Origin of the sequence: Reyranella humidisoli, from assembly GCF_019039055.1 — a bacterium.
In the GTDB taxonomy this organism is placed as follows: domain Bacteria; phylum Pseudomonadota; class Alphaproteobacteria; order Reyranellales; family Reyranellaceae; genus Reyranella; species Reyranella humidisoli.
The window spans coordinates 3,518,240-3,535,308 of sequence record NZ_JAHOPB010000001.1; the positions used below are offsets into that span (position 1 = coordinate 3,518,240).

General features: G+C 67.0%; 16 protein-coding genes and 1 tRNA gene. 7 read left to right on the plus strand and 10 right to left on the minus strand.

The window, feature by feature from the left end:
- The first annotated feature begins 59 nt into the window (after nucleotides 1–59).
- Nucleotides 60–1,292 carry an LLM class flavin-dependent oxidoreductase gene (locus KQ910_RS17030; protein ID WP_216962787.1) on the plus strand — a complete coding sequence of 411 codons (1,233 nt, stop codon included), beginning with the start codon at nucleotides 60–62 and terminating at the stop codon, nucleotides 1,290–1,292.
- Between the two features lie 39 nt (nucleotides 1,293–1,331).
- Here the strand turns inward: KQ910_RS17030 and KQ910_RS17035 are convergent, their stop codons facing one another.
- On the minus strand, nucleotides 1,332–2,432 hold the full coding sequence (locus tag KQ910_RS17035; RefSeq protein ID WP_216962790.1) for a glycosyltransferase: 1,101 nt from the start codon (nucleotides 2,430–2,432) through the stop codon (nucleotides 1,332–1,334).
- A gap of 100 nt (nucleotides 2,433–2,532) precedes the next feature.
- On the opposite strand from KQ910_RS17035, the gene KQ910_RS17040 reads away from it, so the two are divergent.
- The gene (locus KQ910_RS17040) at nucleotides 2,533–4,155 is read left to right on the plus strand and encodes a hypothetical protein (protein ID WP_216962793.1); all 1,623 of its coding nucleotides are present in this window, start codon (nucleotides 2,533–2,535) and stop codon (nucleotides 4,153–4,155) included.
- On the opposite strand, the gene KQ910_RS17045 is transcribed toward KQ910_RS17040, so the two are convergent.
- Genes KQ910_RS17045 through KQ910_RS17055 form a run of 3 tightly spaced genes read right to left on the minus strand, consistent with a single transcriptional unit; the run spans nucleotide 4,152 to nucleotide 7,388 of the window.
- Nucleotides 4,152–5,336, minus strand: coding sequence for a hypothetical protein (locus KQ910_RS17045; protein ID WP_216962797.1), 1,185 nt, complete (start codon nucleotides 5,334–5,336; stop codon nucleotides 4,152–4,154). The two genes, KQ910_RS17040 and KQ910_RS17045, sit on opposite strands and share 4 nt — an antisense overlap.
- Nucleotides 5,336–6,088 carry an SDR family NAD(P)-dependent oxidoreductase gene (locus KQ910_RS17050; protein WP_216962799.1) on the minus strand — a complete coding sequence of 251 codons (753 nt, stop codon included), beginning with the start codon at nucleotides 6,086–6,088 and terminating at the stop codon, nucleotides 5,336–5,338. The genes KQ910_RS17045 and KQ910_RS17050 overlap by 1 nt, the downstream gene beginning before the upstream one ends.
- 1 nt (nucleotide 6,089) lies before the next feature.
- Nucleotides 6,090–7,388, minus strand: coding sequence for an FAD-binding oxidoreductase (locus KQ910_RS17055; RefSeq protein ID WP_216962803.1), 1,299 nt, complete (start codon nucleotides 7,386–7,388; stop codon nucleotides 6,090–6,092).
- A gap of 166 nt (nucleotides 7,389–7,554) precedes the next feature.
- Here KQ910_RS17055 and KQ910_RS17060 point away from each other — a divergent pair, with 166 nt between their 5' ends.
- A complete protein-coding gene (locus KQ910_RS17060) occupies nucleotides 7,555–8,418 on the plus strand; it encodes a decaprenyl-phosphate phosphoribosyltransferase (protein ID WP_216962806.1) in 864 nt (287 codons plus the stop codon).
- A gap of 12 nt (nucleotides 8,419–8,430) precedes the next feature.
- Here KQ910_RS17060 and KQ910_RS17065 read toward each other — a convergent pair whose 3' ends face one another.
- The 4 genes from KQ910_RS17065 to KQ910_RS17080 all read right to left on the minus strand — a co-directional run bounded on the left by KQ910_RS17065 (nucleotide 8,431) and on the right by KQ910_RS17080 (nucleotide 11,291).
- The gene (locus tag KQ910_RS17065; protein WP_216962808.1) at nucleotides 8,431–8,823 is read right to left on the minus strand and encodes a GtrA family protein; all 393 of its coding nucleotides are present in this window, start codon (nucleotides 8,821–8,823) and stop codon (nucleotides 8,431–8,433) included.
- A gap of 10 nt (nucleotides 8,824–8,833) precedes the next feature.
- A complete protein-coding gene (locus KQ910_RS17070; protein WP_216962811.1) occupies nucleotides 8,834–10,144 on the minus strand; it encodes an NAD(P)/FAD-dependent oxidoreductase in 1,311 nt (436 codons plus the stop codon).
- Between the two features lie 2 nt (nucleotides 10,145–10,146).
- Entirely contained in the window at nucleotides 10,147–11,088 is a 942-nt protein-coding gene (locus KQ910_RS17075) for an NAD-dependent epimerase/dehydratase family protein (protein ID WP_216962813.1), read from the minus strand.
- Nucleotides 11,089–11,217: 129 nt separating this feature from the next.
- A tRNA-Gln gene (locus KQ910_RS17080) sits at nucleotides 11,218–11,291 on the minus strand.
- A gap of 215 nt (nucleotides 11,292–11,506) precedes the next feature.
- On the opposite strand from KQ910_RS17080, the gene KQ910_RS17085 reads away from it, so the two are divergent.
- From KQ910_RS17085 to guaB, 4 genes are all read left to right on the plus strand, one after another.
- The gene (locus tag KQ910_RS17085; protein ID WP_216962816.1) at nucleotides 11,507–12,475 is read left to right on the plus strand and encodes a Ppx/GppA phosphatase family protein; all 969 of its coding nucleotides are present in this window, start codon (nucleotides 11,507–11,509) and stop codon (nucleotides 12,473–12,475) included.
- A gap of 2 nt (nucleotides 12,476–12,477) precedes the next feature.
- Nucleotides 12,478–13,170 carry an RlmE family RNA methyltransferase gene (locus KQ910_RS17090; protein ID WP_216962819.1) on the plus strand — a complete coding sequence of 231 codons (693 nt, stop codon included), beginning with the start codon at nucleotides 12,478–12,480 and terminating at the stop codon, nucleotides 13,168–13,170.
- A gap of 9 nt (nucleotides 13,171–13,179) precedes the next feature.
- The gene (locus KQ910_RS26995) at nucleotides 13,180–13,356 is read left to right on the plus strand and encodes a DUF1993 family protein (protein WP_216963952.1); all 177 of its coding nucleotides are present in this window, start codon (nucleotides 13,180–13,182) and stop codon (nucleotides 13,354–13,356) included.
- Nucleotides 13,357–13,484: 128 nt separating this feature from the next.
- Nucleotides 13,485–14,945, plus strand: a complete 1,461-nt coding sequence (gene guaB, locus KQ910_RS17100) for an IMP dehydrogenase (RefSeq protein WP_216962822.1) — start codon at nucleotides 13,485–13,487, stop codon at nucleotides 14,943–14,945.
- Here the strand turns inward: guaB and KQ910_RS17105 are convergent.
- Both KQ910_RS17105 and KQ910_RS17110 read right to left on the minus strand, forming a co-directional pair.
- Nucleotides 14,927–15,973, minus strand: a complete 1,047-nt coding sequence (locus KQ910_RS17105; RefSeq protein WP_216962825.1) for an SGNH/GDSL hydrolase family protein — start codon at nucleotides 15,971–15,973, stop codon at nucleotides 14,927–14,929. The genes guaB and KQ910_RS17105 overlap by 19 nt on opposite strands.
- A 1-nt stretch (nucleotide 15,974) precedes the next feature.
- Entirely contained in the window at nucleotides 15,975–17,045 is a 1,071-nt protein-coding gene (locus KQ910_RS17110; RefSeq protein ID WP_216962828.1) for an SGNH/GDSL hydrolase family protein, read from the minus strand.
- Nucleotides 17,046–17,069: the final 24 nt, after the last annotated feature.

The window sequence follows — 17,069 nt, forward strand, 5'->3', positions numbered from 1 at the left end:
CGGATCGCGGCATGATCGGTTTCCAAACGTGGATGTGAACAGTCATCGGGGATCCCAACATGCAGCGGCTCAAATTCGGCGCCTTCCTCGCCCCGCACCATCCGATCGGCGAGAATCCGATGCTGCAGTTCCGGCGTGATCTCGACCTCGTCGAGCAACTCGACGGGCTGGGCTACGACGAGTTCTGGTGCGGCGAGCATCATTCCAGCGGCTGGGAGATGATCGCTTCGCCCGAGATGTTCCTCGCGGCCGCCGGCGAGCGCAGCAAGCGCATCAAGCTCGGCACCGGCGTGATCTCGCTGCCCTACCATCATCCCTACAACGTCGCGCAGCGCATGGTGCAGCTCGACCACATGACCGGTGGTCGCGCGATCTTCGGCTCGGGCCCCGGTGCCCTTGCCTCGGACGCGCACACGCTCGGCATCGATCCGATGCTTCAGCGCGACCGGCAGGACCACGCGATCGGCGTCATCCGCCGCCTCTTCAAGGGCGAGCGCGTCACCGACAAGACCGACTGGTACACGATGCAGGATGCCGCCCTGCAGCTTCTCCCTCTGCAGGAGGACATGCCGTTCGTCGTCGCCTCGCAGGTCAGCCCGTCGGGCATGACGCTGGCCGGCAAGCACGGCATCGGCATCATCTCGATCGGCTCGATGTCGAACGAGGGCCTGCTGGCGCTGCCGACGCAGTGGAAGTTCGCCGAGGACGCGGCGAAGAAGCATGGCCAGACGGTCGACCGCAGGAACTGGCGCGTGCTGCTTTCCTGGCACGTCGCGGAGACGCGCGAGAAGGCCCGCGAGGAAGCGCGGGTCGGGCTCCACCGCTGGCACAACGAGTACATCGTCGGCACGCTGCAGCGCCCCGGCGCGGAGCCCTTCGCCGATCCGGACGAGGCGGTGGACAAGACGGCCTTCACGCCGGGATCGGCCGCTACGATCGGCACGCCGGACGACCTGGTGAAGGTGATCAAGGACGTCTACGCCAAGAGCGGCGGTTTCGGCACGGTGGTGGGCTTCGTCCATGACTGGGCCAACCCGGAAAACACGCGCCGGAGCTGGGACATGGTCGCGCGCTACGTCGTTCCCGAGATCAACGGCTACGTGACGAAGCTGCGTGAATCGCAGAAGTACCTGATTGAGAACCGCGGCGTCTTCGAGCGGGCGCAGCAGGCGATCATGGCGAAGATCATGCAGACCGACGGCGGCGCCGAAGCCCTCAAGGTCACCAAGTCGCCGCGCTTCGCAGCCGCGTCGGCGGCTGTGCCGGACTTCGAGAAAGAGAACGCGCGCTAGCGCAACCCAGGAACCGAGGCGGCGCTCGCGTGCGCCGCCTTAGTTCTGCTGCTGCCGCCAGACGAAGATCGAGCTCATCGTGTAGTTGAAGGTGGCGCCGACGACGACGCCGGCGATGCCCGCAATCCACCAGCTCTCGTTCGACACGAACATCCACGACGCCACGCCGATGTTGGCGAGCGCGCCCACGCCGCACACGACATAGAACTTCAGCAGCCCGCCCAGCGCGGACAGGCCCTTCAGCTTCATGTCGCTGTAGGTCAGCAGGTTGTTGATCAGGAAGTTGGAGGTCATGGCGATGACCGTCGCCAGCGACTGCGCCACTTCGAAGCCGAGCCCGCCGAGCATGCCGAGCCGCAGCACGATGAGGTGCAGGGCAAGGCCGATGGCGCCCACGATCATGAAGAACAGGAAGCGGACCGAGATGGCGCCGCCGGTCAGGCGATGCACCAGCAGGCCGAGGAAGTCCATCATGGCCCGGCTGTCGAATTTCGACAGGCCCTCCTGCCGGGAGCGGAAATGGTAGGCGACCTCGGCGACCCGCACCTGGCCACGCGTGCTGGCCAGGATGTCGAGCAGGATCTTGAAGCCGGAAGAGATCAGGTTGGGCGCGACGGTCTCGAACACCTCGCGCTTCAAGGCGAAGAAGCCGCTCATCGGATCGGAGACCTGGCGGCCGATGACGATGGAGGAGAGGCGGGTCGCGACCTTGCTGGCGAAGGCGCGGCGGGCGGAGAAGCCTTCCTCGGCGCTGCCGTCGCCCACGAAGCGGCTCCCGATCACGATGTCGGCCTCGTCGTTCTGCAGTTTGGCGATCATCGCCGGCAGGATGGTCTCGTCATGCTGCAGGTCGGCATCCATCACGGCCACGTAGGGCGCGGCGGAACTCAGCGCGCCCTCGATGCAGGCGCCCGCCAGGCCGCGACGGCCGACGCGACGCAGACAGCGCACGCGCGGATCGTCCCGGGAAAGCTGCTTGGCCACCTTCCAGGTGCCGTCGGGGCTATTGTCGTCGACGAAGACGACTTCCCAGGGAATGTCGCCCATCGTCTTGTCGAGCAGGGCGACAAGGCGAGGCAGGTTCTGCGACTCGTTGAACGTCGGCGCGACGACGGTAACCGTCGGGGAAATCGATTGCATTCGAGCGCACTATATTGCGGCCGCTGGCACGGTCCTACTGCGATTTCCGCTGCGGATGGTCTAGACTTCAGCCAGGTATTTCAGCGGCCGGTGGCATTGGATGGTTCGATCGTTTGGGGGAGCGGGCAGGGGCTCCGACCGTCTCATGGCCTGGGTGCCGACGCTGTGCCTGGGGCTCGTCGTCGTCCTGACGCTGGCCTACACGATCGCCGGCGCGATCGTGCGGCCGAACATGTATTCCGACAGCGGCTGGGGCTTCGTCGGCTGGTACACGCAGGCCCGCGCCTCGGCCTTCAACTATTCGCTGGGACCGGACCTTTCCGACATCTCGCATGAAGTCGAGGCCTTCATGAGCACCTGGACGCCGGGCCAGCATGTGCTGCCCGGGCTGGTCGAGAAGCTTGGCATGAGCCTTGGCCTCGCGATCATCGTGGTGGTCGCGGCCTTCTCCGTGCTGGGCCTGTTCGGCTGGCACGCGCTCTACCAGGCGTTCGGCTTCCCGCCGCTGACGATCTGGGTCACGCTGGCCGTCATCGCCTGCAACAGGTTCTTCAACCTGTCCTTCACCAACTACTCCGGCGGCGAATCGCTGCTGTTCGGCGTCGCGCCCTGGTTCATCCTCATGGTCTGGCGCCTGCGCGACTTCCGGTGGTTTTCCTTGATCCCCTTCGTGTTGGGGACGGCGGTTCTGGTCTTCGCCAAGCTGAGCGGCATGATCTTCGGCGCGGCGGTCGTGGGCGGCGCGGCGATCTGCGGTGACAGGGCCTGGGCAAAGTGGGACACGTTGCGCAAGCTGGTGGTGGCCGGCATCGCCATCGCGCTGATGGGCGCGATCTTCTATTTCACCTGGTACACGCGCGGCGTCACAGCGGCCTCGATCCCGACGACCCTCCATCCCGACGGGCTGGTCTTCTACGTGTCGCTCGGCGTCACCTGCCTGTGGAGCGCGAGCCTCTCGCTGCTCGACCTCGGCCACTACCTGTTCCTCAATCCCGGGCGGCAGGTCCTGAACTCGATCGACGCCGTGGTCTACGCCTTCTTTCCGCTGGCGGTCGCGACCTTCACCGTCACCTGGGTCCGGCTGCGTCACGATTACGGTGAATACCTGCGCTTCGTGTTTGCGACATGCGGCGCGATCCTCGTCGTGTTCCTCGCGACGTGGATGGCGGCCAAGTCGGTGAGCTTCGACGAGCGCCACTTCCGCATCCCCGCGCTGCTGCTGTTCATCGGCGTGGTCCACGCCTTCATCACCAGCCGGTCGTGGATCCTTCGGCTTGCCTTCGCGGCGGTCGTGGGGCTGGCCTGCCTGTACGGCGTCACCTCGTTCGTGACACGCACCATCGCCAATACGCATTACCCGATGGGCGATCGCGGCTTCCGGCAGATGAACGCCACGGCGGAAGCGATCGCCTATATCCGCACCATCGACCTGGCGGGGCCGGACGCGAAGAAGACCCTGATCTTCCTGCCGTCTCCGGAGATCGCGCTGGAGGTCCGCAACGCGCGGAACTGGTCCAACCTGGCCGACTTCGATTCACTGGAGGATCTCAAGGCGCAGGCCTATCGCGGCCGCGTCGACCGCCTCTACGTGTTTGTCCAGAAGAAGCTGCTGGGCAACGGCAAGGCCGACGCCATCCTGCGCTCCTTCGTCGACTATCCGATCGACGCCTGGACCATGGTGCCGCTCGGCGACATGGTCTGCTTCTACCAGATCCGCAACTAACGGGCGTTGCTGTACTTGTAGAAGCGCACGACCTCGACCGGCATCAGGTTGCCTTCGGAGTATCGGTTGCTCACCCCGCCGAACAGGCTGTTGACCGGGCAGGCGAAGGAAATCAGGAAGCCCAGGATGGCGATGCCGCGCAGGTCCTTGAGGTCGAGCCTGGCCCACGCCGCGACCGCCATCGACGCGTAAATGAGCGGCAGGGTGTAGGCGAGGCTGCGGTCGACATCGAGCACCATGAACGAGGCGGCGACGATGGCGCCGGTGACGCCCACGATCGCCAGTAGCGAGAACCACCAGCGGTTTCGCACCAGCAGGATGCAGGCGACGAGTGGCCACAGCCACAGTCCCGCCAGCACATGCGGCAGCTCGTATTGCAGGTTCGGCAGGTTGATCGGCAGGACGCTGAGGCCGACATCGTTGCCGGCGCCGATCGGGATGTGCAGCCCGTAGCCGAACATCAGCACGAGGCGGATGATCCCGGCGACCAGGATGGACGCGGCCACGGTGATGGTCTGCAGGTTGAACCAGTCGGGCTTGTGTCCGTCGCTGTCGCGCATCGCCCAGTAGACGACGAGCAACGGCGAGACGATGACGGCGCGTTCGTCGGTGAAGCAGGCGGCGATGACGGCGGCGAAGATCACCGCCGGATTGCGGAACGCCACCGCCACGGTGAGGAAGGCGAAGGCGAAAGCGTCGCCCATTCCGCCCAGCTGGAGGAAAGCCGCCTTGCCGGCATAGATCGAGGCCACGCCGAACACGCTGGCGAGTGCCACGATGCGGTCGCGGAACAGGTCCATCGCGATCTTGCCCACCAGGAAGAGCATCAGGACGCCCAGGCCGTACTGGATCGCCAGCAGGCCGCGCCAGTCGATGTGGAGGACCTTCATGGTGAGCGGCAGGGTCAGCCGGAACGCCAGCTTGGCGTCGTGCAGCGCATGGTCCTTGAACTGGTCGCCCACGGTTGCCAGCGGATTGGCGGCCTGGCGCTCGAGCACGGGCCAGAAATTGACGATCTGGCCGTCGGTGCCGAGAAAGAAGCTGATTCGCGGAAAGGAGATGAACAGCGACACGATGAGCGCCACGGCCACGCCCCAGACCAGCCACAGGCGGCGGCTGGCGAGCAGGCCGAAGGCCCGCTCGAAGGTCGAGATGATCGCGTCGTAGATCTCTTTCAGCATCAGATGTTGAGCCTGTTGAAAATGAAGTTCGGCAGGTTGCGCACGACGAACATGATGAGCTGCCACTTGCGCGGCAGATAGGCGACCGGCGTGCCGCGCTCGATCGCGTTCACGGTGCCTTCGGCCACGGACTCGACCGAGGCCAGCTTCCGGCCCTGCGCCTTGTACTGCGCCGTCATCGGCGTGTCGGTGGGGCCGGGCTTGATCAGCACGACCTTTACGCCCGTGGCGGCAAAGCGGTGCTGCAGGCCCTGGGCGTAGCGATCCATCAGGGCCTTCGAGGCGCCGTAGACGTAGTTGGCACGACGGCCACGATCGCCGGCGACCGACCCGATCAGGGCAATCGTGCCGTTGCCGGCGCGCTCCATCGCGCCCGCGAAGGCCTCGGCGAACAGGACCGGCGAGACCCCGTTGACCTCGAGCGCCTCGTGCGCACGCGCGAGATCTTCCTGACAGGGAAGCTGCGGCGACAGAACGCCATGGGCAATCAGCGCGATGTCGACCGGCGCCTGCGTGGTCCAGCGCGCCACCGCCTCGGCGATGGCCGGTACCGACAGGAAGTCCATCGTCTCGACCGACACGTCGACGGCTCCGCCGCGCGCCCGCAGGTCGGTGGCGATGCGCTCGGCCAGGGCCACGTTGCGCGCGACCAGGATCAGCTCGACCGGTCCCTTCTGCACCCACAGCCGGCAGCAATGCTCGGCGATGGAAGAGGTCGCGCCGACCACGACGATGCGCTTCTTCTGGTCCAACTCAATGCCCCATCAAACGGCGGGACATGCCGGAGCTCATCCCAGGATCGCGGAATCTCGCAAGCTCCGGCGCTTTTGGATAGCCCGCGTCGAACAGGTCGCGCGGCATGCGCGCGTCCTTGGCGAGGTAGAGGCGTCCCCCGGCGGCACGAACGACGGCATCGAGTTCGACGAACAGCCGCTCGGTGCGAGCGCCCCGGTTGGGGAAGTCGAGCGAGAGGGTGATGCCGGGCATCGGAAAGCTCAGCAGGCCGGGCGAGGCGCGCTCGCCGAAGGTCTTGATGACCGCGAGGAAGGAGCCTTGGCCCGACTTCGCGATGATGTCGAGGATGTCGCGCAGGGCGGCCGGACCAGCGTCGCGCGGTACCACCAGCTGGTACTGGTAGAAGCCGCGCGGTCCGTAGAGCCGGTTCCAGTCCTGCACGTCGTCGAGCGGGAACAGGAAGGTGTCGAACGGCCGGCGCTTTGTCCCGCCGCGATGGGCGTTGAGGTGGTAGTAGAGCGTGTTGAAGACCGGCAGCGTCAGCCGGTTGAACAGCGACAGGGGCGGCGTCACCGGCACCGCGCGACGGCTCGGCACCGGCGGCTTGCCCGCCTGGTCGACCGCCGGATTGGCCCGCAGGAAGATGCCGCGGGTGCGGCGGCCGGCGGTGCAGTCGAGCCAGGACACGGTGTGCTCCCAGAGCGACTCCGAATCGTCGGCCAGGGTCAGGAACTCGTCGAGGCTGCGATAGGGCAGGATCTCGGTATCGAGCCACGGTCCCGCGACCGGTTGAAGCTGCAGCTCGGCCGTGGCGATCAACCCGGTGAGGCCGATGCCACCCACGGTCGCGGCGAACAGGTCGGGGTTCACGCCCGGCCCGCAATCGATTGCCTGGCCGTCGGTGCGCACCAGCTTGAGGTTCCGGACGTGGTGGCCGAACGAGCCGACGCGATGATGGTTCTTGCCGTGTACGTCGTTGGCGATGGCGCCGCCCACGCTCACGATCTGCGTCCCGGGGATCACCGGCAGGCTCCAGCCGCGCGGCAGCATGAAACGCTGAATGTCGCGAAGCTGTACGCCGGCCTCGCAGACCAGCCGCCCCGTCTCGGGGTCAAAGGAATGGAAGCGGTCGAGCCGTGCCGTATTCAGCAGCGAACCTCCGGGGTTCAGGCAGGCGTCGCCGTAGCTGCGGCCCATACCGAGCGGGATCGCGGGTCCCATGCCCCGCGTCTGGTCGACCAGAGCGGCGATATCGGACAGATCTACGACTTGATGAGGTTCCGCGCTCAGGCGTCCCCAGGAGGAAACAGGTCTCATCCGTCCTGTGCCCAAGAAGCGAATATTTCTCAACAATGGTACTTCGTTCACGCGGCAAAGGCCACGTCAATCACGCTGGGCCGGCAGGAGGCGGTGGGACCGGAGGGATTGCCAGAGTCCGGCAGAGTGCGCATAGATGCCCGCAATGCGGGGGTGGCTTGGGGCAATGAGTTCGTCTTCGTCGGGCGGCATGATCGTGGGGCTGATCCAACTGGTGCGGCCCCGCCAGTGGGTGAAGAACGGCTTCGTCTTCGCCCCCCTGGTGTTCGCCCGCGAGTTCACGAATCCGGCCTCCATCAAGCTTTCGCTGCTGGCCTTTGCGCTGTTCTGCGCGGCCTCGTCGGCGTGCTACATCGTTAACGACCTGCACGACATCGAGCGCGACCGGCGCCATCCCACCAAGCGCTTCTCCCGGCCGCTGGCCGCCGGGCGCGTCTCGCGCGGCGGCGCGCTCGGGCTGCTGGGCCTGATCCTGGCGGGGCTTGCCGTGGCCGCGGTCTTCCAGCCGTACGTCATGGCGGTAATCGCGGGCTACCTTATCCTCAACGTCGCCTACACCTTCGTGCTGAAGCAGCAGCCGGTGCTCGACATCTTCAGCATCGCCATCGGCTTCGTGCTGCGCATCTGTGCCGGTGCCGTCGTGCTCGACCTGCCGCTCTCGGGCTGGATGCTGATCACGACCCTCTGCCTGGCGCTCTATCTCGCCGCCGTGAAGCGGCGGCAGGAACTGCTGGGCAGCGGCTCGGATGGGCGCGAGGTGCTGGAAAAGTATTCTCCGGCGCTGATCGAGCGCTATGCCGAGATGTCGGCGACCGGCGCGCTGGTCTTCTACAGCCTGTTCGTCATGTCGGCGAACCAGAAGCTGACGGCGACCATCCCCTTGGTGATCTTCGGCCTGTTCCGCTACTGGTACGTGGTCGAGCGGCTGGGGGCCGGCGAATCGCCGACCGATGCGCTGCTGTCGGACCTGCCGCTGCTGGCCACGGTCGTGGCCTGGGTCGGCGTCTGCGCGATCGTCCTCTACACCTAGGGGTCGCTTCGGCTACTTCCGGGCGAAGGTATAGAAGCGGTGGCCGACATAGCTGGTCACCGCGGGCGCCAGCACGCCGATCAGGTGGGCGATGTCGTCGGCATGCCAGGTCATGCCGATGGCCGGAAACACGACCCGGGCGAGGCCGACGCTGATCACCCAGACGAAACCCAGCGCCACGAGGTTGACCAGCACGAAGCGGCGCACCTCCGAGGCCATCGAGCGGCCCGAGGCATCGAACACGAAGCGGCGCGCCAGCAGGTAGGCGGTGGCCATGCCGAGCAGGTAGGCCGCGACCACGGCGGCCTCGAACGACATGACGTGGTTCAGCGCGTAGCGGCTCAGCAGATTGACGAGCGCGGCGATGCCGCCGGTGACCAGGAACTTCAGGAACTGGAGGTTCATCGGCCCCAGTTTACCGATTCTCGGCGCGCCAGACGCCGGGATCGTCGATCGCCTGCGCCATCAGCCTGCCGTAGCGCACACTCTCGGAAATGCCGCGATCCTCGGGATAGTAGAAGCAGGTGTCGGCGATCTGCAGGCCCTCGATCGCCGTCTGCACCTTCGGGATCTTGGCCAGGAAGCCCGGCTCGCAAACGGGCTGGGCATAGTTGAGGCGGCCGACCTGGCTTGCGAGGAGATCGCCGGCCTGCAGGGCGGGGTTGAGCTTCTGCAGGTAGCCGAAGGCCTCGGCGACGAATGCCTCGGAGCTGCGGCCGAACTTGGGATGCGTCTGCGGCATGTAGTAGGGCACGTAGACGACGGTCTCGGACAGGTGTCGCAGGTTCGAGAATTCGACGATGCCGGGGATGTCGATGCCGGCGTCGCTGATGTTCAGCCAGAAGTGCTTCGTGACCGGCTTGCCGAGTTTGAAGAGCACGCAGACGACACCGATGTTGCGGATCGCGTCGTACCTGGCCTTGGCCTCGGCCGACAGGCCCGGCACCAGCTTCGATACAAAGGGCGTCGGCACGGTCGAGATGACGGCGTCGAACGGCTGGGCGGCACCGTCGACGACCAGCCCGGTGACGCGGCCGTTTTCGCTGGTGATCTCGCTGACCCGCGCGCCGAGCTTCAGCATGCCGCCGTGCTGCTCGACGGCGTCGACCAGCGTGTCGATCAGCGTCTGCGAGCCGCCGTCGATGTAGCCCAGCTCTTCCTGCAGGAGCGAGGCACGCGAGGTGCCGACGCGCTTGATGCGGGTCCAGATCCAGGCGGCCGAGATGTTGTCGGCATACTCGAAGAACTTGAGATCGAAGAGGCGGCGCCACAGCACGTCGTAGGCGCGCTGCCCGCTCCATCGGACGATCCAGTCCCGCGCATTGACCTTCTCCAGCGACGACCAGTCGTTGCGCCGGGTCGACAGGAACATCTGCAAGCCGTAGCGGATCTTCGAGATCAGCCCGAGCTTGGGGAAGGTGAGAAGGGCGAGCGGATCGCCCCAGCGATGGTGCCTGCCGTCGACGAAGTAGCCCATCGACGTCTTGCGCCAGACCATGCGGTCGCCGATGCCGAGTTCCTGCATCAGCTCGAAAGTCGGCCGGTCGGACTTGCAGACGAAATGGTAGAAGCGCTCGATCGACAGGCCGGCGAAGTCGAAATGGGCGGCCATGCCGCCGGCGATGCGGTCGGCCTCGAAGACCGTGACCTCGTGCCCGGCCTTGAGCGCATGGTAGGCGGCCGCCAGTCCCATGGCGCCCGCCCCGATGATGGCGACGCGGGCCATGCTCAGAACTCCAGGACCACGCTGGAATAGACCGGGTCGCGGAACGTCTCGCGCAGCCCCTCGAGGATCGGCGTCGACTTGACGCCGAACAGGCGCGGCCAGTCGATCACCTCGAAGGTCTCGGGCACCACCAGCGCGGCGAGCTGGCTCACGGTGAAAGGCGGATTGGAATCCACCATCGCGTAGAGCTGCAGCAGCGTGCGGAACAGGCCGTAGGGAATGCGGACGATGGCAGCCTTGGCGCCGCTCGCTTCCTTCAGGGCACGGATCAGGTCGATGTAGGCGATCTGCTCCTGGCCGGAGATGTTGAACACCTGGCCCGGCCGCGGCTCGGCGATGCAGGCGGCGATGATGTTGCAGAAGTCGCCGACATAGAGCGGCTGGCGCAGGTACCGGCCATGCCCCGGGATCGGAAAGACCGGCGTGCGCGCCATGAATCGGGCCAGCCAGCCCAGATGCTTGCGGTCGAACCAGCCGTACATCAGCGTCGGTCGCAGCACGCAGGTCGGGATGCCGCTGTCGAGGACGAGTTTCTCCTGCGCCTTCTTGGACTCGGTGTAGAAATCGTGCGCCAGCGAGTTCACCACCGATGAGCTGATGTGGACGATCTGCCCGACGCCGTGCCGCCGCGCGGCCTCAAGCACCCGTTCCGTCGCCACCACGTTGTTGGCGGTGAACGGCGCCTCGGTGAGCGCGGCGATCTGGGCGTGACAGAGGACGAGGGTACCGGCACCGGCCAGAGCCTCCTGCCAGCCGTCATCCGTGGCAAGATCGGCCTCGACCAGGCGGACGTCGGGATGGAGTTTCTTGAAGATCGCGTTGTTGGCGGGATGCTTGTCGATCCCGATCAGCGGCCCCATCCCGCGCGCCTTCAGGCGGGGGATAAGATTCTGCCCGGCGAGGCCAGCCACGCCGGTGATCACGATGGGGCGGGTGTCCGGCATCTAGATTTCTCCGGCAGCAAGCGACCGCCCGCGGCAGATCATCGAGTGTGCAATTTGGGGCGATGTACGGCGAGGGGCCGGAGAAGAACGCACCGGTGGATCGATTTCACGCCGATTGGAAGGGCGGGTTGGCTGGGGGACCTGGATTCGAACCAAGACTAACCGGGTCAGAGCCAGTTGTTCTACCGTTAAACTATCCCCCAAGGACCCTTCGGACCTCGCGCGCCGGACGATTTAGCGATGACGGACCGGATTGGCAAGCGGGGCCTCGCCGTGCGCGAAATCCTCGGTTAGCATCCTCCGAAGAAAAGAGTTGTGAATGACCGGGGAAACCACACTCAGGGGAGGCTGGCACAGCGGTCGATTTGCGCACACTTTTGCTGCCATTGATCTCGGCACAAACAATTGCCGGCTCCTGGTGGCGAAGGCATCGGTCGAGGGTTTTGAGGTGATCGATGCCTATTCTCGCCCCGTCAGGCTGGGCGAGGGGGTGGCGCTGAGCGGCTCGCTCTGCGGTGAAGCCATCGAACGCACGCTGCATGCGCTGGGCGTCTGCGCGTCCAAGATCGAGCGCAATCGCGTCACCCGCGCCCGTCACATTGCCACCGAGGCCTGTCGCCGCGCCTGCAACGGCGAGGACTTCCTCGGCATGGTGAAGGCCCGCACCGGTCTCAGCTTCGACCTGATCCCGCCGGCCGAGGAGGCGAGGCTGGCGCTCGCGAGCTGCGAGAACCTGCTCGATCCCGAGATTCCCTACGGCCTGCTGATCGACATCGGCGGCGGTTCGACCGAAGTGAGCTGGATCCGCGTGATTCCGCGCGACGGGCGGCAGGGCGGGGTGAAGACCGAGCTGATCGGCATGACCTCGGTGCCGTGGGGTGTCGTGACGCTCACGGAATCCTGCACCAGCGGCCAGCCCCGCGAGCGGCCGCTGACCCGCGCCTGCTACGACGACATGGTCGAGCGCATCCGCGCCGACCTGCGGCCGTTCTGTGCCCTGCACCAGATCGGGCCGGCGATCGCGCGCGGCGAGGTCCAGCTGATCGGCGCTTCAGGCACCGTGACGACTGTTAGTGCCCACCATCTCGGCCTGAAGCGCTATAACCGTACCATGGTCGACGGTTCGCGGATCGGCCGAGAGGAAGTTTTGCGTATCTGTGACGAGCTTTCGGTAATGTCGGTCGACCAGCTTACCCATCTGCCCTGCATCGGCGACGACCGGGCCGACCTCGCTTTGGCCGGCGGGGCGATCCTCGAGGCGGTATGCCGCCAGTGGGCGGCGCCGGTCATTCGGGTGGCTGATCGCGGCCTGCGCGAGGGCGTGCTGATGGACCTGATGCGCCAGGCCGACCGCGACGCCGACCAGCTCTGCCGCCGGGGCAACTGACCATGGCCAAGGACAAGAAGGGCAGCCTGCCCACGGGTCGGCGCGCCACGGTGCGTGTGAAGACGGCGCGCGGCCGCACGGTGTCGTCGCAGCGCTGGCTGCAGCGCCAGCTCAACGATCCCTATGTCGAGGAAGCCAAGAAGCGCGGCTATCGCTCGCGCGCGGCCTTCAAGCTGCTGCAGATCGACGACCAGTTCAAGATCCTGAAGCCCGGGGCGCGCATCATCGATCTGGGCGCCGCGCCGGGCGGATGGACGCAGGTTTCCGTCGAGCGCGTCAGCTCCGGCAAGAACCAGGGCGTGGTGATAGGCATCGACCTGACACCGGTCGAGCCGATCGCCGGCGCCACGGTGCTGGCCAAGGATTTCTACGACGACGATGCGCCGGCGCTGCTCACGGAGCTGCTGGGCGGGCCGGCGGACGTCGTCATGAGCGACATGGCGGCCGCGGCGACCGGGGAAACCCAGGTCGACCATATGCGCATCATGGGGCTGGCCGAGGCCGCGCACGACTTCGCACGCGAGATCCTGAAGCCCGGCGGCGCCTTCGTGGCCAAGGTGCTGCGCGGCGGCACCGAGCGGACGCTGCTAGACCGGCTGAAGCGGGATTTCGAGAAGGTGCGCCATTTCAAGCCAGAGGCCAGCCGGGCCGATTCGGCGGAGATGTATGTCGTGGGGACGGGCTTTCGCGGCTAGGTTTTCCGACTGTGCACGCGGCGGGGGCTTTCTGACGATCGCGGGCAATCCTCCCAATTACGGGGCGAGCATTATCTGCTGCACTTGGCGCTGCCGAACTTCTATTTCCACTGCAGTGCCGCCTACGCAATCTTGGGCCAGTGGGGCGTCGAAATCGCGAAACACGATTTCCTGGGCGCCGCTTAGGGCTTCTTGTGCATAACCGCCCCGCGTCTGCGCACTTGGCTTGTGCGCGGCGGTGTGTATAAAGGCTCGCCAACCCGGCGGCCCTCTCCGAGGGCCGCCGTTTTCATTTCTCCTTCCAGGAGGTTGGTATGCAGATTCAGGAAGCGCTCACCTTCGATGACGTCCTCCTGAAGCCTGCTGCCTCGTCGGTGCTGCCCGGACAGACCGACACCCGCACACGCCTCACGCGCACCATCGAACTCAACATCCCGCTGATGTCGGCGGCGATGGACACGGTCACGGAAGCCGGCATGGCGATCGCCATGGCCCAGGCCGGCGGCATCGGCGTCATCCACAAGAACCTCGATGCCGAGGCGCAGGCCAACGAGGTCCGCCGGGTCAAGAAGTTCGAAAGCGGCATGGTGGTGAACCCCGTCACCATCCATCCCGACCAGACGCTGGCCGATGCGCTGGCCCTGATGGAAGCCAACCAGATCTCCGGCATTCCCGTGGTCGAGCGCAGCGGCAAGCTGGCGGGCATCCTGACCAACCGCGACGTGCGCTTCGCGACCGAGAGCGGCACGCCCGTCAGCGCGCTGATGACCAAGGAAAGACTGGTCACCGTGCGCGAGGGCGCGACCCGGGAGGAGGCCAAGCGCCTCCTGCACCAGTATCGCATCGAGAAGCTGCTGGTCGTCGACGATGCCTATCGCTGCATCGGCCTGATCACCGTCAAGGACATCGAGAAGGCCAACAAGTTCCCCGGCGCCAGCAAGGACGAGAAGGGCCGCCTGCGCACCGCCGCGGCGACCGGTGTGGGCGAGGACGGGCTGCGCCGTGCGCAGCTGCTGATCGACGCCGATGTCGACGTGATCGTGGTCGATACCGCGCACGGCCATTCGCGCGGCGTGCTCGAGGCCGTGACGCAGGTGAAGAAGCTCAGCAACTACACCCAGGTCATGGCGGGCAACGTCGCCACGCGCGAAGGCGCCCAGGCGCTGATCGACGCCGGCGCCGACGCGGTGAAGATCGGCATCGGCCCGGGCTCTATCTGCACGACCCGCATGGTGGCGGGCGTCGGCGTGCCGCAGCTCACCGCGATCATGGAGGCCGCTGAAGCCTGCCGCGCCGCGGGCGTGCCCGCGATCGGCGACGGCGGCATCAAGTATTCCGGCGATCTCGCCAAGGCGATCGCCGCCGGCGCCGACTGCGCCATGATCGGCTCGCTGCTGGCCGGCACCGACGAGGCGCCGGGCGAGGTGATCCTCTACCAGGGCCGGTCCTACAAGTCGTACCGCGGCATGGGCTCGATCGGTGCCATGGCGCGTGGCTCGGCCGACCGCTACTTCCAGCAGGAAGTGCAGAGCACGCTGAAGCTGGTGCCCGAGGGCATCGAGGGCCGCGTGCCCTACAAGGGCGCGGTCGGCAGCATCCTGCACCAGCTGGTCGGCGGCCTGCGCGCCGCCATGGGCTACACCGGCAACGGCACGATCCGCGACATGCAGAGCAATTGCCAGTTCCTGCGCATCACCGGCTCGGGCCTGCGCGAGAGCCACGTGCACGACGTCGAGATCATGCGCGAGGCGCCGAACTATCGCGGCGGCATGTAGGGCCGTAAAGCCTCGGCGATCCGCTCCGCCGCGATCCGGTGGCCGAGCGGGCCGGGATGCGATGACCTGAACATCGCGGCATAACCGTCGCGCTCCACGGTCGCGTTGATGGCGTCGAACAGGTCGAGCGCGCCGAAGCCCGCCGCGCGGGCGCAGTCGAGCACGACGGCGGAGAGGCGGCGCTGCTCGCGCGCATGGTCGGCGTTCTTCCACGCATAGGGATCGTATTCGGCGACCACGAGCGTCGGCACCTTCAGCGCGGCCAGCCGCTTCAGCAGCGGACAGGCCATCGCCTCGCCCGCGCCGCGCGGCAGCACGCGGACATGGTCGATCGACCATTCGTACTGCCAGCCCTTGTGGCGCAGGATCGTGTCGACCAGCACCGACCAGCCGTACAGGCGCTGCCAGAGGTCGAGCGTCGTGGCGGGTGGCGGCGAGGGCGGCACGGGGACGTTGCGCAACGCGAGTTCGCCTGCGACCGGCTCGAAGTATGGCTTCTCCGCCCCCCAGACGCGCTTCATCTCGGCTCGCCGCAGATCGTCGGCGATGAAGACGAGGACCAGCGCGGCGGGCTTGATCTCCGGCACAAGCTTCTCGGCGCGCAGCACAGTCTGGTCGAGCCCGTAGCCGCTCACGCCGGCATTGACCGTGCGGCGGCCGATCAGCGGCTGCAGCAGCGCCGCCCAGGTCTCGCCGTCGCTCACCTCGTCGCCATGGGCGTAGGAATCGCCGACGGCCAGCACAGGCGGTTCGGCCAGCACCGCGCCGGGCGGGGCGGGCGTGAGGCGATGGCCGTGGAGATCGTAGGTGACGCCCTCGGCGCTGAAGCCCGGCCGCAGCACGAAGCCCAGCTCGCTGTCGCGCTTCAGCCGTCCAGCGCCGGCGCTCAACGTCGCCTGTCGTTCCTTGAGGATGATGTTCGACCAGTCGAGCAGCGCGGCCGGTCCGCGCCACAGCCGGCAGCCCAGTTCGAGCAGGAGCAGCCCGACCAGCAGCGAGCAGAGGACCAGCGCCGCCCGGCCCAGCATATCAGTAGCCCTTGAGCCCGAGCGCATCGGCGATCAGCCGTGCGATCAGCGCATTGCCGGCGGCGTTCATGTGCCACAGCACGTAGAGGTCGCGCGGCCGTGGCGTTGCGGCGAGCGCCTCGTAGCTGTCGAGTGTCGCCAGGCCGTTCTTCTTGCCGCAGGCCAGCAGGTCCCGCGTCATGCGGCGCTGCTCGGCCGCGAAGCTCGGATCGTCCCACACGACGGGATCGTACTCGGCGACCAGCAGGATCTTTGCGCCGCCGCTCTTCTGCAGTTCGGCGAGCCGCGCCGTGAGGAGACAGGACAGGCGCTCGCCGGTGCCGCGCGGATGGACGCGGATGTGATCGCCGTACCAGTCGTGCAGTTGGTCAAGGCGCCGCAGGATGAAGTCGAAGGCGAAGGAATAGCCCAGCGTCTTCTGCCAGAAGGTGAGCGTGTCGAGTGCCGGCGCGCGCGGCGGGACAGGCACGTTGCGCAGGCTGAGCCCGTCGCCCTCGGGCTCGAAGTAGGGCTTGTCGGCGCTCCACAGGCGCCGCATCTCGGTGCGGCGGATGTCGTCGGCGATGAAGGCGACGACGATCGCCTCGGGCCGGTAGAGCGGCGCCAGCGCCTCGGTGCGCAGCACGATCTGGTCGAAGCCGTAGCCGCTCACGCCCCCGTTCAGCACGCGCCGGCCGGTCAGGCGCTGCAGGTCGGCCGGCCAGGTCTCGCCGTCGCCAACCTCCTCGCCGAAGGTGAAGGAATCGCCCACCGCGAGGATCGGCGCGCGGCCATCGGCTGGCGCCGGGCCGGTGCGGCGCAGGCCATTCTCCTCGATGGGGATGCCGGCGGTCGCGTAGCCCGCACGCGGCACGTAGCCCAGCCGCTCGTCATGGACCGTGCGGCCGCTGTCGCGATCGGCCAGCACCTTGCGCGCATCGAGCACGAAGTTCGGCCAGGCGAACAGCCAGCTCCAGGTCGAGGCGCGCAGCCCGAGCTCGAGCAGGCCCAGTCCCACGACGAGGGAGACGAGGACGAGGGCGATGCGGCGGAAGAGCTCGGAGCGGGGACGTTGCGCGTCGGGCGTATTCATCGTAGCGGCATGCTTTGCAAGGGA